The 15,040-nt window shown below is 68.0% G+C and carries 14 protein-coding genes; 9 read left to right on the top strand and 5 right to left on the bottom strand.

The genetic code is table 11. From position 1 onward, the window contains the following. Nucleotides 1-14: 14 nt before the first annotated feature. A complete protein-coding gene (locus EJP67_RS16905) occupies nucleotides 15-1,304 on the bottom strand; it encodes an SUMF1/EgtB/PvdO family nonheme iron enzyme (protein ID WP_126022872.1) in 1,290 nt (429 codons plus the stop codon). Between the two features lie 166 nt (nucleotides 1,305-1,470). Here EJP67_RS16905 and EJP67_RS16900 point away from each other — a divergent pair, with 166 nt between their 5' ends. Both EJP67_RS16900 and EJP67_RS16895 read left to right on the top strand, forming a co-directional pair. After that, nucleotides 1,471-2,106, top strand: a complete 636-nt coding sequence (locus EJP67_RS16900) for a TRAP transporter small permease subunit (protein WP_126022871.1) — start codon at nucleotides 1,471-1,473, stop codon at nucleotides 2,104-2,106. A gap of 21 nt (nucleotides 2,107-2,127) precedes the next feature. After that, nucleotides 2,128-3,987: a TRAP transporter large permease gene (locus tag EJP67_RS16895; protein ID WP_126022870.1), complete on the top strand. Its 1,860-nt coding sequence runs from the start codon at nucleotides 2,128-2,130 to the stop codon at nucleotides 3,985-3,987. Nucleotides 3,988-4,077: 90 nt separating this feature from the next. Here EJP67_RS16895 and EJP67_RS16890 read toward each other — a convergent pair whose 3' ends face one another. The 4 genes from EJP67_RS16890 to xseB all read right to left on the bottom strand — a co-directional run bounded on the left by EJP67_RS16890 (nucleotide 4,078) and on the right by xseB (nucleotide 8,366). Beyond that, nucleotides 4,078-5,160 (bottom strand): TRAP transporter substrate-binding protein, encoded by a 1,083-nt coding sequence (locus tag EJP67_RS16890; RefSeq protein ID WP_126022869.1) that lies wholly within the window; start codon nucleotides 5,158-5,160, stop codon nucleotides 4,078-4,080. 113 nt (nucleotides 5,161-5,273) lie between these two features. Next, entirely contained in the window at nucleotides 5,274-7,160 is a 1,887-nt protein-coding gene (gene dxs / locus EJP67_RS16885; RefSeq protein WP_126022868.1) for a 1-deoxy-D-xylulose-5-phosphate synthase, read from the bottom strand. A gap of 22 nt (nucleotides 7,161-7,182) precedes the next feature. Next, nucleotides 7,183-8,103: a polyprenyl synthetase family protein gene (locus EJP67_RS16880; protein WP_126022867.1), complete on the bottom strand. Its 921-nt coding sequence runs from the start codon at nucleotides 8,101-8,103 to the stop codon at nucleotides 7,183-7,185. Next, nucleotides 8,100-8,366 (bottom strand): exodeoxyribonuclease VII small subunit, encoded by a 267-nt coding sequence (xseB, locus tag EJP67_RS16875; protein WP_007829283.1) that lies wholly within the window; start codon nucleotides 8,364-8,366, stop codon nucleotides 8,100-8,102. Before xseB ends, EJP67_RS16880 begins: the two co-directional genes overlap by 4 nt. A 264-nt stretch (nucleotides 8,367-8,630) precedes the next feature. Here xseB and EJP67_RS16870 point away from each other — a divergent pair, with 264 nt between their 5' ends. The 7 genes from EJP67_RS16870 to EJP67_RS16835 all read left to right on the top strand — a co-directional run bounded on the left by EJP67_RS16870 (nucleotide 8,631) and on the right by EJP67_RS16835 (nucleotide 15,017). Then, on the top strand, nucleotides 8,631-9,770 hold the full coding sequence (locus EJP67_RS16870; RefSeq protein ID WP_126022866.1) for an aromatic ring-hydroxylating oxygenase subunit alpha: 1,140 nt from the start codon (nucleotides 8,631-8,633) through the stop codon (nucleotides 9,768-9,770). Between the two features lie 147 nt (nucleotides 9,771-9,917). Beyond that, a complete protein-coding gene (locus EJP67_RS16860; RefSeq protein WP_126022865.1) occupies nucleotides 9,918-10,835 on the top strand; it encodes a DMT family transporter in 918 nt (305 codons plus the stop codon). Nucleotides 10,836-10,878: 43 nt separating this feature from the next. Beyond that, nucleotides 10,879-11,787 (top strand): sulfurtransferase, encoded by a 909-nt coding sequence (locus EJP67_RS16855; RefSeq protein ID WP_126022864.1) that lies wholly within the window; start codon nucleotides 10,879-10,881, stop codon nucleotides 11,785-11,787. Beyond that, on the top strand, nucleotides 11,784-12,362 hold the full coding sequence (locus EJP67_RS16850; protein WP_126022863.1) for a DUF2796 domain-containing protein: 579 nt from the start codon (nucleotides 11,784-11,786) through the stop codon (nucleotides 12,360-12,362). The genes EJP67_RS16855 and EJP67_RS16850 overlap by 4 nt, the downstream gene beginning before the upstream one ends. Nucleotides 12,363-12,366: 4 nt before the next feature. Continuing rightward, complete coding sequence (locus EJP67_RS16845) at nucleotides 12,367-13,116, top strand: ABC transporter ATP-binding protein (RefSeq protein ID WP_126022862.1); 750 nt, start codon at nucleotides 12,367-12,369, stop codon at nucleotides 13,114-13,116. Then, nucleotides 13,113-14,375 carry an ABC transporter permease gene (locus EJP67_RS16840; RefSeq protein ID WP_126022861.1) on the top strand — a complete coding sequence of 421 codons (1,263 nt, stop codon included), beginning with the start codon at nucleotides 13,113-13,115 and terminating at the stop codon, nucleotides 14,373-14,375. The genes EJP67_RS16845 and EJP67_RS16840 overlap by 4 nt, the downstream gene beginning before the upstream one ends. A gap of 3 nt (nucleotides 14,376-14,378) precedes the next feature. Further along, nucleotides 14,379-15,017, top strand: a complete 639-nt coding sequence (locus EJP67_RS16835) for a DUF3299 domain-containing protein (RefSeq protein ID WP_126022860.1) — start codon at nucleotides 14,379-14,381, stop codon at nucleotides 15,015-15,017. Nucleotides 15,018-15,040 lie beyond the last annotated feature (23 nt).

The following is a 15,040-nucleotide window of genomic DNA, read 5'->3' as shown; positions in this document are numbered from 1 at the left end:
GCCCTGACGCCGGGTCAGAGAGCGCAGGTCCGGAAGCCGAAGAAGCCGTCGTCGCGCTCCGGCAGCGCGAAGCCGCGTCGGCGCAGCGACCGCAAACGGGCACGTGTCGCGAACGAAGCGCCGCGCAGCACGCGCGCCCGGCCGAAGGCAGCGGCCGGATCGAACTCGGTGCCCGCGCTCCACGGATCGGCCCGGTAGCCGGGCCAGGGCTGCAGGGTGCCCGAAGTCCACTCGTGCACGTCGGCCCAACGGAAGCCGCGGCGCGCCGCCGTATGGGCGGCGATCTCCCATTCGACCTCGGTCGCCACGCGACGGCCGGCCCAGCGCGCCCAGGCGTCGGCCTCCCACCAGCTCAGGTGCACGGCGCTGTGATGGCCGGCCGCGCGCACGGTAGCGCCAAAGCGCTGCTGCAGCACCGAGCCGCCCGTGCCATTGCGCGCCGCGCCGATCTGCTCGATGTGGCGCGGCCCGCGCCGGCCCTCGATCTGCGCCGAGAGCCAGCGCCAGCCTTCGCCATGCCAGAGCTCCTCGCGGTCGTAGCCGCCGTCCTCGACGAATTCGACGTACTGGTTCCAGGTGACGGGCTGGGCGTCGATCTCGAATTCGGGCACGTCCACCCGGTGCGCCGCGCGCTCCTGCGCGAAGGCGAAGCCGCTTTCGGGCATGCCCAACTCCCAGCGCGTGGCCGGCAGCAGCAGCGGCTCGCGCGTGACGGCGATGGGCGCCTGCTCGACGCCCAGGGGCAGACCCAGCGTCTGCGCCATCACCACGAACTGCTCGCCGCGCATGTCTTCGTGAAACAGCGCGAGACGGTAGAAGTAGAGGCCGGCGTCGGTCTCGGCGGCGTTGTCGAGCAGTTCGAGGGTGCTTTCCAGGGTGTCCAGCAGATAGGCCTTGGTCTGCGCGAGGTCGGGCAGGTCGGCGATGCCGTGCTCCCGCGCCTGGGGCAGCCGCTGCAGGCTCCACCAGTCGTCCGCGCCCGGCTCGATGGACGCCAGCCGCGTCGGGCGCAGCGGGCACTCGTCGCCGAACGCGCGTTGCGTGTTGCGCCCGATCCACCATTCGGCGAACCAGCCGATGTAGCCGGCCAGCCACACCGGCGGCACCACATCGGGCATCGGCTCCACACGCATGTCCCGGCCCAGGGCCTGCTCGAAGAGGGACAGGAGGTGCAAGGTATGGTTGCGCGCGTCGATCAGCGCCAGCGACAGCATGTCGCGGCCGGCCTTGCTCATGTCGGGGGAGTCGATGGACTGGGGCGTTGCCGCAGCCGGGGCCGGTGGTGGGCGCGGTGTCTGGGCCATCAGCCATTATGACCATGCCTCCATCCTCGGGTACGCCCCGAAACGACACTTTCGATTACACCTATAAAATCCGCTCCGCCTCATGCACCCGACCCGCCGGCGCACAACGCCGGTGCGTCGGGTGCGCTCGTATATGGAGGCAATCCAATACAAAAATGGAGATGTGATGCAAGGCTTGCTGAAGCTTTCCCGGGCCATCGACTGGCTCAACGCCCAGGTGGGCAAATACGCGATCTGGCTGATCCTGGCCGCCACGGTGATCAGCGCGCTGAATGCCGTCGTGCGCAAGGTGCTCAATACCAGCTCGAACGCGTTCCTCGAAGTGCAGTGGTATCTGTTCGCCTGGTCGTTCCTCATCGCCGCCGGCTTCACGCTGCTGCACCGGGAGCACGTGCGCATCGACGTGGTCAACAGCCGCCTGTCCAAGCGCAAGCAGGTCTGGATCGACATCATCGGCTTCGCGTTCTTCCTGACCCCGCTGTGCCTGACGGTGCTCTACCTTTCGGTGCCGGTCGTCATCCAGATGTATCAGTCGGGCGAAATGTCCGGCAACTCGGGCGGCCTGATCCGCTGGCCCGTGTGGGCGGCACTGCCGGCCGGCTTCACGCTGCTGCTGCTGCAGGGCTGGTCGGAACTCATCAAGCGCATCGCCTTCCTGCGTGGTCAGGGGCCCGACCCCATGGGCCGGCTGACCGACAAGACGGCCGAGGCCGAGCTGATCGAGGCCCTGCGCCTGCAGGCCGAAAAGGACGCCGCCCAAGCCGCGGCCGAAGCGGGCACCGCGCCCAAGCCACAGCACTGAACAGGCGAGCACCGGAACACCATGGAATTCATCGTCGCCAACTTCGCCCCGATCATGTTCGCGGGGCTGATCTGCTTCCTGCTACTAGGCTTCCCGGTCGCTTTCAGCCTCGGCGCCTGCGGCCTGTTCTTCGGATTCGTCGGCATCGAGCTCGGCGTGTTCCAGCCTTCGGTGATGGCCTGGCTGCCCCAGCGGTTGATCGGCATCATGGCCAACGACACGCTGCTGGCCGTGCCGTTCTTCACGCTCATGGGGCTCATCCTCGAGCGAAGCGGCATGGCCGAGGACCTGCTCGACACGGTCGGCCAGGTCTTCGGCCCGATGCGCGGCGGCCTCGCCCTGGCGGTGATCTTCGTCGGCGCGCTGCTCGCGGCCACCACCGGCGTGGTGGCGGCCTCGGTGATCTCGATGGGCCTGATCTCGCTGCCCATCATGCTGCGCTACGGCTACGACCGGCGGCTCACCAGCGGCGTCATCGCCGCCTCGGGCACGCTGGCGCAGATCATCCCGCCCTCGCTGGTGCTGATCATCATGGCCGACCAGCTCGGCCGCAGCGTCGGCGACATGTACAAGGGCGCCTTCCTGCCCGGCTTCATGCTGATGGGCCTGTATGTGCTGTACGTCGTGTTCCTCGCGATCTTCAAGCCCGCGCAGGTTCCCGCGCTGCCGCCGGAGGCGCGCACCTTCCGCGAGCCCAACGGCAGCGGCGGCTATGCCTCGCTGGTCGGCATCACGGCACTGTCTGCCGTGGTGGCCGTCGTGCTGGCGCGCAACATGGAGGCCGTGCACACCTGGTTCCAGGGCGAGCCCGTCACCTTCGTCGCCACCGACGAGAAGGTCGTGGTCGCCATGTGCGGCGGCGTGTTCGTGGCGCTGGTGATCGCGCTGATCAACAAGGGCCTGAAGCTCAACCTGCTGTCCCGGCTGGCCGAGCGCGTGACCTTCGTGCTCATCCCGCCGCTGCTGCTCATCTTCCTGGTTCTGGGCACCATCTTCCTGGGCGTCGCGACGCCCACCGAAGGCGGCGCGATGGGTGCCGTCGGCGCGCTGATCATGGCCTGGATCCGCCGGCGCATGAACATGCCGCTGCTCAAGCAGGCCCTGGCCTCGACCACCAAGCTGTCGAGCTTCGTGATGTTCATCCTGATCGGTGCCACGGTGTTCAGCCTGGTCTTCCAGGCCGCCGACGGCCCGATCTGGGTCGAGCACCTGCTGTCGGCCCTGCCCGGCGGCCCCGTGGGCTTCCTGATCGCGGTGAACGTGCTGGTGTTCTTCCTGGCCTTCTTCCTCGACTACTTCGAGCTCTCGTTCATCGTCGTGCCGCTGCTGGCGCCGGTGGCCCACAAGCTGGGCATCGACCTGATCTGGTTCGGCGTGCTGCTCGCGGTGAACATGCAGACCTCTTTCATGCACCCGCCGTTCGGCTTCGCCCTCTTCTTCCTGCGCTCCGTGGCCCCCGACAAGCAGTACGTCGACCGCGTGACGCAGAAGGTCATGGAGCCGGTGACCACGATGCAGATCTACAAGGGCGCCATTCCCTTCGTGCTGATCCAGCTCACCATGGTGGGCGTGCTCATCGCGTTTCCGCAGATCGTGACGGGCAGCCTCGACAAGGAGGTCAAGGTCAACCTCGACGACATCGGCGCGCAGATGCGCGAAAGCCTGCAGCCCGAGAACGATGCGACGCCAGCCGACCCCTACGGCGGCACGCCCGAGCCCACGCCGGGGGCGGAGCCCGCACCGGGCGCCGAACCCGCGGCACCCGGCGCCACGGAAGGCGCCGCACCTTCGCCCGCCCCGGCGGAAAGCGGCGCCAGCGACGACCCCATGAAGGCGATGCAGGACGCGCTCAAGCAGCAACAGCCGCCGCAAAAGCCCTGAACGCCGCGCCTCGCGCTCGCGCGAGGCGAACAGCAAAAAGGCCGGCCCGTTCGCACGGGCCGGCCTTTTTTTGCGTGAACCGCGACAGGATCAGATCTTGACGGTGTTCATGTACTGGTTGAACGGGTACTCCGAGAAGCGGTTCCACAGGATCTGGTCGCGCTGGAACGCACGCATGTCCTGGTGGATCTTCTTGAACTCGGGCGACTTGGCTTCGTGCTCGGCGAAGACTGCCATGCAGGCCTTGAAGCCTGCGTCCATCACGTCCTTCGGGAACGGCTTGAGCTGCGTCTTGGCGGCCACGAGGCGCTTGAGCGCCACCGGGTTGTAGGCGTCGTACTTGGCGATCATGTCGCGCGCGGCGACCTTGGTGGCCGCGTCGAGGATGGCCTTGTTCTCGTCCGACAGCTTGGCGAAGGCCTTGTTGTTGATGAAGAACTCGAGGTCGGCGCCGCCTTCCCACCAGCCGGGGTAGTAGTAGTACGGTGCCACCTTGTTGAAGCCCAGCTTCTCGTCGTCGTAGGGACCGACGAACTCGGCGGCGTCCAGAGTGCCCTTCTCGAGCGCCTGGTACACGTCGCCGGCCGGCATGTTCTGCGACACCACGCCCAGCTTGGCCATCGCCTCGCCGAACACGCCGCCGCCCATGCGCATCTTCAGGCCCTTGAGGTCGGCGACCGTCTTGATTTCCTTGCGGTACCAGCCGCCCATCTGCGTGCCGGTGTTGCCGGCGCTGGCGGTGCGGAAGTTGTACTGCGCGAAGAAGGCGTCGAGCAGCTTGCGGCCGTTGCCGTATTCCTTCCACGAATCGGTCTGGCGCGCGGTCAGGCCGAAGGGCACTGCGCAGCTGAACGCGAAGATCGGGTCCTTGCCGGTGAAGTAGTAGGCGGCGGTCTGCGCCATTTCGAGCGTGTCGCCCTGCAGAGCGTCGACCACACCGAAGGCGGGCATCAGTTCGCCGGCGGGGTGCACCGAGATTTCGAACTTGCCGCCGGACAAGGCCTTGACGGTCTTGGACAGCATTTCGGCGCTGCCGAAAATCGTGTCGAGCGAACGGGGAAAGCTCGACGCCAGGCGCCAGCGCACTGCGGTCTGCGCGTGGACGGCGGGCGCGATGCCGGCGGCCAAAACGCCGGCGATGCCGGCGTTTTTGATGAGGGAACGACGATCCATTGAATTCACTCCGGGTTCTTTTAGAAAAACGAAACGCGGCTTGTGACCGCGTTGGGGACTTTTGGGTAAGTCTTCTTGATTGTAAAAAGCGCTTACACGTGTTCGGCCGGGGTTTACCCTGCGACTCCGGCTGCGTCGGCGTGGGTGCTGCCGGATACGAAGCGCTCGCGGATCGACGCCTCGATGCCGATCGAGTCCAACCCGATGGAGGCAAGCAGCCTGGCCGGATCGCCATGCTCGATGAAGCGGTCGGGCAGGCCCAGCTGCAGCACCGGCTTCTGCACGCCGGCGGCCTGCAGCGCCTCGAGCACCGCGCTGCCCGCGCCGCCCATGATCGCGCCCTCTTCCAGCGTCACGATGGCATCGTGCGTGCCCGCGACCTTCAGCAGCAGCTCGACATCGAGCGGCTTGGCCCAGCGCATGTTGACCACGGTTGCATCGAGCGACTCGGCCGCCGTGAGCGCCGGGTACAGCAGCGTGCCGAAGGCGAGGATGGCGATGCCCTTGCCCTCGCGGCGGATCTCGCCCTTGCCGAAGGGCAGCGCGTCGAGCGTGAGATGCGGCGCAGCGCCGGCACCCGAGCCGCGCGGATAGCGCACCGCCACAGGGTGGCTCTGCTCGTAGGCGCTCGTCAGCAGCTGGCGGGTTTCGCGCTCGTCGGCCGGGCAGGCGATGCTCATGTTCGGAATGCAGCGCAGGAACGGGATGTCATAGGCGCCCGCATGCGTCGCGCCGTCGGCACCGACGAGGCCCGCGCGGTCGAGCGCGAACACCACCGGCAGGTTCTGGATCGCCACGTCGTGGATGAGCTGGTCGTAGGCGCGCTGCAGGAAGGTCGAATAGATCGCGACCACCGGCTTCAGCCCCTCGCAGGCCAGGCCGGCGGCGAAGGTCACGGCATGCTGCTCGGCGATGCCGACGTCGTAGTAGCGGTCCGGGAAGCGCTTCTCGAATTCGACGAGCCCCGAGCCCTCGCGCATCGCGGGCGTGATGCCCACGAGACGGCCGTCCGCGGCCGCGGTGTCGCACAGCCACTGGCCGAACACCTGCGTGAAGGTCTGCTTGGGCGCCGAAGCCGGCTTGACCAGCCCGACCTGCGGATCGAACTTGCCGGGGCCGTGGTACGCCACGGGGTCGGCCTCGGCCAGCTTGTAGCCCTGCCCCTTCTTCGTGACCACGTGCAGGAACTGCGGGCCGTCGAGGTGCCTGAGGTTCTCCAGTGTGGGCACCAGCGAATCGATGTCGTGGCCGTCGATCGGGCCGACGTAGTTGAAGCCGAACTGCTCGAACAGCGTGGCCGGCACAACCATGCCCTTGGCATGCTGCTCGAGTCGCTTGGCCAACTCGAACAGCGGCGGCGCGTTGCGCAGCACGCTCTTGCCGACGTTCTTGGCGGCGGCGTAGAAGTTGCCGCTCATCAGCTGCGCGAGGTAGCGGTTGAGCGCACCCACCGGCGGGCTGATCGACATGTCGTTGTCGTTCAGGATCACCAGCAGCTTGCAGTCGCACACGCCCGCGTTGTTCAGCGCCTCGAAGGCCATGCCGGCCGTGAGCGCGCCGTCGCCGATGATGGCCACCGTGTGGCGGTCCTCGCCCTTCTGCTTGGCGGCCATGGCCATGCCGAGCGCGGCCGAGATGCTGGTCGACGAGTGGGCGGTACCGAAGGTGTCGTACTCGCTCTCGGTGCGCTGCGGAAAGCCCGAGATGCCGCCGATCTGCCGCAGCGTGGGCATGCGCTCGCGCCGCCCCGTGAGGATCTTGTGCGGATAGGTCTGGTGGCCCACGTCCCACACCAGCCGGTCGTGCGGCGTGTTGAACACGTGGTGCAGTGCGACCGTCAGTTCCACCGTGCCCAGGTTCGAGCTCAGGTGGCCGCCGGTGCGGGAGACGTTGTCGAGCACGCAGGCGCGCACCTCGTCGGACAGCTGGCGCAGCTGGGCCCGGTCGTATTTGCGGATGGGCGAAGGGTCGTGGAGTGTGGGAAGCAGCGGAGCAGCCATGGGGGAGGTTTGTTCTTTTCTCTCAGCGATCGCGGTCGACGACCATGTGGGCCAGCGCGCGCAACGCCGCGGTATCGGCCAGGCCGCTGCGCTCCAGCGCGGCGAGCGCGTCGGCCAGCAGTTGGCGGGCCTGGGCGCGGGCGCCATCGAGGCCGAGCAGCGACACGTAGGTGGGCTTGTCGGCCGCGGCGTCCTTGCCGGCGGTCTTGCCGAGGGTCTGCGAGTCGGCCGTGACGTCGAGGATATCGTCGACCACCTGGAACGCGAGGCCGATGGCCGCGCCGTAGTCGCGCAGCGCGGCCAGCGCGGCCGGGCTCACGGTGCCGCAGGCGGCGCCCATCTCGACGCTGCCCTGCAGCAGCGCGCCGGTCTTCAGGCGGTGCATCTCGCGCAACTGCGCTTCGTCCAGCGCGATGCCGACGCTGGCCAGGTCGATGGCCTGGCCGCCGGCCATGCCCTGGCTGCCCGCGGCGCGCGCGAGCAGGCGGCACAGCAGGGCCTGGGTGGCGGCGGGAATTTCATCGCCCTCGGGGGTGAGCAGCTCGAAGGCCAGCGCCTGCAGGGCGTCGCCGGCCAGCAGGGCATCGGCCTCGCCGAACTTGACGTGCACCGTGGGCTTGCCACGGCGCAGCACGTCGTTGTCCATGCACGGCAAGTCGTCGTGCACCAGCGAATAGGCGTGGATCAGTTCGGTGGCGCAGGCTGCGCGCAGAGCGGCGGCCGTATTGCCGCCGACGGCCTCGCTGGCGGCAAGCACCAGCAGCGGCCGCAGGCGCTTGCCGCCGTCGAGCACGGCATAGCGCATGGCGTCGCCCAGCAGCACAGGGGCATCGACACCGACCCAGCGCGACAGCGCAGATTCGACATTCGCCAGGTGGGGTTCGCTCCAGCCGGCGAGCGTGCGGGCGTCCCAGGGCGCGGAATTCAGCGTGGCGGCGCTCATTCAGGCGTCCAGACCTTCAGGCTGCCCGAATCGAGCACCTTGATCTGGTCTTCGACCGCCTGCAGCTTGTCGCGGCAGAAGGCCAGCAGCGCCGCGCCGCGCTGGTAGCTGACTAGCAGTTGGTCCAGCGGCAACTGGCCCGACTCGAGTTCCGCGACCAGTTGCTCCAGTTCCTGGAGCCCGGCTTCGTAACTGGCTGGCAGCGGACCCGTGTCGGGCGTTGCCGCCGGGCTGGACGAGGAAGGGGGAGGCACCTTGGGCATGCAAGCGAAACGTGGGTGAAACGAGGCATTTTAGGACCGTGACCGGAACAAGTGGCGGGCGGGCCCCCCCTCGCCCTTGCGGAGACCTATCGCACATTGCGAAATGCCGCGGGAGGCCGGGAGGCCCAAAAAATGGCCCCGGGTACAATGCGAACTTCTCTCGTTGACGACGTTCAACACTGCTCCGGGCCGCCGAATCCTCCTGGCGGCGCCTTCCGTTCTTTTCTTCCTTTTCTCCCTGTGGGGAGCTTGGTCAGGTCCTCCATGTCTGATTTAAGTCTTCAACTGCAGCAGGCCGCGAGCCAACTTCCAGTTTCCGCGTATTTCGACGAGGCGCTCTTCGCCCGCGAGATGCAGAACCTTTTCTCGCGAGGGCCCCGCTATGTCGGCCATCGCCTGGCCGTGCCCGAGATGGGCGACTTCCACACCCTGCCCCAGGAGCACCAGGGCCGTGCACTCGTCCACACGCCAAAGGGCGTGGAACTGATTTCGAACGTCTGCCGCCACCGCCAGGCCCTGATCCTGAAGGGCCGGGGCAAGCTCGAGAGCCAGTCCGGCGGCAACATCGTGTGCCCGCTGCACCGCTGGACCTACGCCGCGAGCGACCCGCGCACCACCGGCACGCTGATCGGCGCCCCCCACTTCGAGCAGGATCCCTGCCTGAATCTGCACAACTACCCGCTCACCGAGTGGAACGGCCTGCTGTTCGAGAAGAACCCCGACGGCTCCGGCCCCGACGTGGCGGCCGACATGGCCGGCCTCGGCCCGCAGGCCGACCTCGACTTCTCGGGCTACGCGCTCGACCGCGTCGAGCTGCACGAGTGCAACTACAACTGGAAGACCTTCATCGAGGTCTACCTCGAGGACTACCACGTCGGCCCCTTCCACCCCGGCCTGGGCAGCTTCGTCACCTGCGACGACCTGCGCTGGGAGTTCAAGCCGCGCTATTCGGTGCAGACGGTGGGCGTGGCCAACCGCCTGGGCCGCGCGGGCAGCCCGGTCTACCAGAAGTGGCAGGAGCAGCTGCTCAAGTACCGAGAGGGCAAGCCGCCGAAGTACGGCGCCATCTGGCTGACCTACTACCCGCACGTGATGGTCGAGTGGTATCCGCACGTGCTCACGGTGTCGACCCTGCACCCCGTGAGCCCGACGAAGACGCTCAACATGGTCGAGTTCTTCTACCCCGAGGAAATCGTCGCCTTCGAGCGCGAGTTCGTCGAGGCCCAGCAGGCCGCCTACATGGAGACCTGCGTGGAAGACGACGAGATCGCCGAGCGCATGGATGCCGGGCGCCGCGCGCTGATGCTGCGCGGCGACAACGAGACCGGCCCCTACCAGAGCCCGATGGAAGACGGCATGCAGCAGTTCCACGAGTGGTACCGCAGCGCGATGCAGAACGCCTGAGCCGATGGCTGCCGCATCGACGGGTGTTCCAGGAACACCACGGAACCGGCTTTGCCGGGCCGTTGGTGTTGCCCCCGGTGAGGGGGTAGGAGAAGCGACACGAAGTGCGCGAAGCCTGGGGGAGAGTCAATAGTGCAAGCGCTGTGGATGGTGCTGGGGGCCTTTTTGTTCGCCACAATGAGCGTGGTCGTGAAAGTCGCCTCGGCGTGGTTCAACAGCGGCGAGATGGTGCTCGGGCGCGGCCTGATCGGCATCGTCTTCCTCTGGCTGCTGGCCCGCAACCGCGGCGTGTCGCTGGCCACGCGCTACCCCGGCATGCACGCCTGGCGCAGCACCATCGGCGTGGTGTCGCTGGGTGCGTGGTTCTATGCCATCGCCCACATGCCGCTGGCCACCGCCGTCACGCTCAACTACATGAGCAGCGTGTGGGTCGCGGCCTTCCTGGTCGGCGGCGCGCTGCTGGCCTGGGTGCCCGTGCCCGGTCGCGACGGCCGCGTGGAGCGCCCGCCGCTGCAGGGCGCGCTGGCGATGACGGTGCTCGCGGGCTTCGTCGGCGTAGTGCTCATGCTCAAGCCCAGCGTGAACGGCAACGAGGGTTTCGCGGGCCTGCTGGGCCTGCTGTCGGGGCTGACGGCCGCCTTCGCCTACATGCAGGTGGTGGCGCTGTCGCGCATCGGCGAGCCCGAACTGCGTACCGTCTTCTACTTCGCGGTCGGCTCGGCCGTGGCCGGCGCCATCGCCACCACGTTCACCGGTTTTTCGGGCGGCACTTCCTGGACGTGGGAGCATGCGCTGTGGCTGCTGCCCATCGGCCTGCTCGCCGCGCTCGGCCAGCTGTGCATGACGCGCGCCTACGCCACCGCCAAGACACAGGCCGGCACGCTGGTGGTTGCGAACCTGCAGTATTCGGGCATCGTGTTCGCCGCGTTCTACGGCGTCGTGCTGTTCGATGACCGGATCGACGCGGCCGGCTGGGCGGGCATGGCCCTTATCATCGCGAGCGGCATTGCTGCAACCGTGTTGCGACAACGGGCCGTGCCCAAGGCCCCGGCCGAGGAGCACTGAAGCAGGCAGCGTGCATTTCCAGATTCCCCAAGGAGCAAGCGCCATGTACGACACCCTCATCTCCGCCGAACAGCTGCAGCAGCTGCAGGCCAGCGGCAAGCCTTTCATGGTGTTCGACTGCAGCTTCGACCTCATGAAGCCCGAAGCCGGCGCGCAGCTGTATGCGGCGGCGCACATCCCCGGCGCGCTCTACGCCAACCTCGACACCGACCTCAGCGCCAAGCACGGCGCTCCCGGCGCGCACGGCGAAGTCGTCGTGGCGCAGGAGGACGGCGTGCCCGCATCGGGCGGACGCCACCCGCTGCCCAGCCGCGAAAAGTTCGCGGCGTGGCTCTCCAGCATCGGCTTCGCCAACGACATGCAGGCCGTGGTGTACGACCGCAACGGCGCCAACTACTGCGGCCGCCTGTGGTGGATGCTCAAGTGGATGGGCCACGACGCGGTGGCCGTGCTCGACGGCGGACTGCAGGCCTGGCAGGCCGCTGGCGGCGAGGTCACCGGCCGCGAGGAACCCGCGCGCTTCCAGTCGAACTTCGTCGCGGGCGAGCCCATCGCGAAGCTCGTGACCACCGAAACAGTGTTGCGCCGGCTCGGCCAGCCTGACCAGAACCTGATCGACGCACGCGCCGGTGCACGTTACCGCGGCGAGATGGAACCTCTGGACCCGATCGCCGGTCACATCCCCGGGGCCCTGAACCGGCCTTTCGCCGACAACATCGGTCCCGACGGCAAGTTCAAGCCGGCATCGCAATTGCGTGCCGAGTTCGAAGCGCTGCTCGCGGGACGTGATGCGGCGACAGTCGTCCACCAGTGCGGCAGCGGCGTGAGCGCCGTGCCCAACCTGCTCGCCATGCAGATCGCGGGATTCGGGACGACCGCGCTCTATGCCGGCAGCTGGAGCGAATGGAGCAACACGCCGGGGCTGCCGACCCGGCAAGGCGCTGAACCATGAAGCACATCCGACTCCGACGCACCACCGGTCTCGCAATCGCAGCCGCGCTCCTCGCGGCAGCACCGTTCCTCACCGCCCAGGCCCAGCAGCAGCACGCCCACGTGCACGGCCAGCTCAAGCTCGACGTGGCCGTCGACGGCCCCACGGTGGTGATCGACATGGAATCCCCGCTCGACAACATCGTGGGCTTCGAGCGCGCGCCCAAGACCGACGCCGAGAAAAAGATCGTCGAAGACGCCGTCGCCCAGCTGCGCGCAGCCGACAAGCTCTTCATCGTCGACCCCGCCGCCAACTGCAAGCTGGGCCCGGTCGACCTGCGTTCCGGCGCGCTGGGTCTCGGCAATCCCGATCCGAACGAACCCGTCGGCCATGCCGACCTCGACGCCACCTTCTCCTTCAACTGCACCAATGCGGCCGCCGCGAAGTTCATCGACCTGAACCTGTTCGGCGCCTTCAAGGGCCTGCGCCAGATCGATTCACAGATCGCCACCGCGCAGGGCCAGTTCAAGCGCCAGCTCAAGCGCCCCGCCGGCGCGCAGGCGGCCCAGCCCGCACGCCTGAGCTGGGGCAAGTGACGCCGTGAGCGACCTCCCTTCGGCGCAGGCCTCCTCGGCCCTGCGCATCGTGCTTGCGGCCGAGGCGCTGCGCTTCACATGGCCTTCGGCCAAGGCCCCGTGCATCGACATCGAGGCCTTTCGCATCTCGGCAGGCGAGTCGGTGTTCCTGCATGGGCCCAGCGGCTGCGGCAAGAGCACGCTGCTGTCGCTGCTGGCCGGCGTGCTGGTGGCCGACGAAGGCCGCGTCACGCTGCTGGGCCACGACTGGTCGAAGCTCTCGGGCACGCAGCGCGACCGCAGCCGCGTGGCGCACGTGGGCTACATCTTCCAGCAGTTCAATCTTCTGCCTTACCTGAGCGTGATCGACAACGTGCTGCTGCCCTGCCGCTTCTCGCAGCGGCGCGAGGCCAATGCATCGCGCAACGGCAGCTCGCGTGGCGAAGCCGAACACCTGCTCGACCAGATGGGCCTGGACCGCAACCTGTGGAACCGCCAGGCGCTGCAGCTCTCCGTGGGCCAGCAGCAGCGCGTGGCCGCGGCGCGCGCGCTCATCGGCCAGCCCGAGGTGGTGATCGCCGACGAGCCCACCTCCGCGCTCGACGAGGACCGGCGCGAAGCCTTTCTCGACGTGCTGCTCACGGCCTGCGCCGAGCACCACAGCGCGCTCGTGTTCGTGAGCCACGACCAGCGCATCGCGCAGCGCTTCGCGCGGCATGTGCTGCTGCCCGAGATCAACCGCGCGGCGACCAGCGCGATGGCGGTGGATGCATGAAAGCGCTCTTCTCCATTGCATGGCGCAGCGCCTGGAACCGGCGCTTCACGCTGGCGCTCACCGTGTTCTCCATCGCGCTCTCGACCTTCCTTCTGCTGGGCGTCGAACGCATCCGCACCGAGCTGCGCGAGAACTTCGCATCGTCCGTCTCGGGCACCGACCTGATCGTGGGCGCGCGCACCGGCTCCACGCAGTTGCTGCTGTACTCGGTGTTCCGCATCGGCGCGGCCACCAACAACATCTCGTGGAAGAGCGTGCAGGCGCTTTCGGCGCATCCGGGCGTCGACTGGGTGGTGCCGCTGTCGCTGGGCGACTCGCATCGCGGCTTCGCGGTGCTGGCCACCTCCACCGACTACTTCACGCACTTCCGCTACGGCGACAGGCAGACGCTGAAGCTGCGCGAAGGCAAGCCCTTCAGCGAGCTGTTCGACGCGGTGGTGGGCGCCGAGGTGGCCGACAAGCTCGGCTACCACGTGGGCCAGAAGATCACGCTCGCGCACGGCAGCGGCGAGCTCAACGTGGCCGAGCATGCGGACAAGCCCTTCACCGTGGTCGGCGTACTCGCGCGCACCGGCACGCCGGTCGACCGCACGGTGCACATCGGCCTCGCGGCCATGGAGGCCATCCACCTCGAATGGGTGGGCGGCGCGCCGATGCCGGGCGTGCACATCTCGCCGGAGCAGGTGCGCAAGTTCGACCTCACACCCAAGAACGTGACAGCCGTGCTGGTGGGCCTGAAGAACCGCGCGGCCGTGTTCGGCGTGCAGCGCTGGATCTCGACCTACACCGGCGAGCCGCTGATGGCCATCCTGCCCGGCGTGGCGCTCGACGAGTTGTGGAGCGTGATCGGCATCGGCGAGAACGCGCTGCTGCTGATGTCGGCGCTGGTGGCGCTGGTGAGCCTCGCGGGGCTGGTGTCGGTGGTGATGGCGGGCCTCAACGAGCGGCGCCGCGAGCTCGCGGTGCTGCGTGCCGTGGGCGCGGGCCTGCGGCATGTGCTGGCCCTGCTCGCGCTCGAAGGCGCGATGGTCACCGTGCTGGGCGTCGCGCTGGGCCTCGTGATGGCGGTGCTGGGCATCGCCCTGCTCTCGCCATGGCTGCAGTCGCAGTTCGGGCTGACACTGAGCCTTTCCGAACCTACACTGAACGAATGGCTGCTGATGGCGAGCCTGCTGGTCGCCGGATGGCTGGCGAGCCTGCTGCCCGGCATCCGCGCCTATCGACTCTCCCTTGCAGACGGCCTCTCGCCGAGGATTTGAACCATGCCCTTCACACACGCGACCTCCACCAGCAAAGCTTTCATGCGGCTTTCAATGCTGATCGCCGGTGCCGGCCTCGCGGCCGCCGCATGGGCCGCGGAGCCCGCGCCCAAGGACACCACCGCCACCAATCCGCTGGGCGGCAAGGCCGCGTCCGCGACGCCGGCCAAGGCCACGCCGGGCCAGCCGCGCCAGATCACCTGGGAAGAGCTGGTGCCCAAGGACTGGGACCCGGCCAAGGAGTTCAAGGGCATGGACCTGAGCGCGCTCGACGACGGCGACCCGCGCGCCAACGAACTGCTCATGAAGATGCAGGAGGTGTCGAACAACGCACCGACCAACCCCGCGATGAACGGCACCGAGATCAAGATACCCGGCTTCATCGTGCCGCTCGAAGAAGCCAAGGGCGAAGTCACCGAGTTCCTGCTGGTGCCCTACTTCGGCGCCTGCATCCACACGCCGCCGCCGCCGGCCAACCAGATCCTGCACGTGGTGCCGCAGAAGGGTGCCAAGTTCCGCGCGATGGACACCGTGTGGGTCACCGGCAAGCTGCAGACCCTGCGCAACGATTCGATGATGGGCGTGAGCGGCTATCACGTGAGCGCGGCCACCGTCACCAAGTACACCGGCGGCTCCAAGTAAGGCCGGCGGCTGCTGCCGCCATC

This window comes from Variovorax guangxiensis, assembly GCF_003952165.1.
GTDB classification, from domain to species: Bacteria; Pseudomonadota; Gammaproteobacteria; order Burkholderiales; family Burkholderiaceae_C; genus Variovorax; species Variovorax guangxiensis.
Note: the sequence above shows the minus strand (reverse complement) of the source record. Positions and strands in the feature narration are given on the sequence as shown.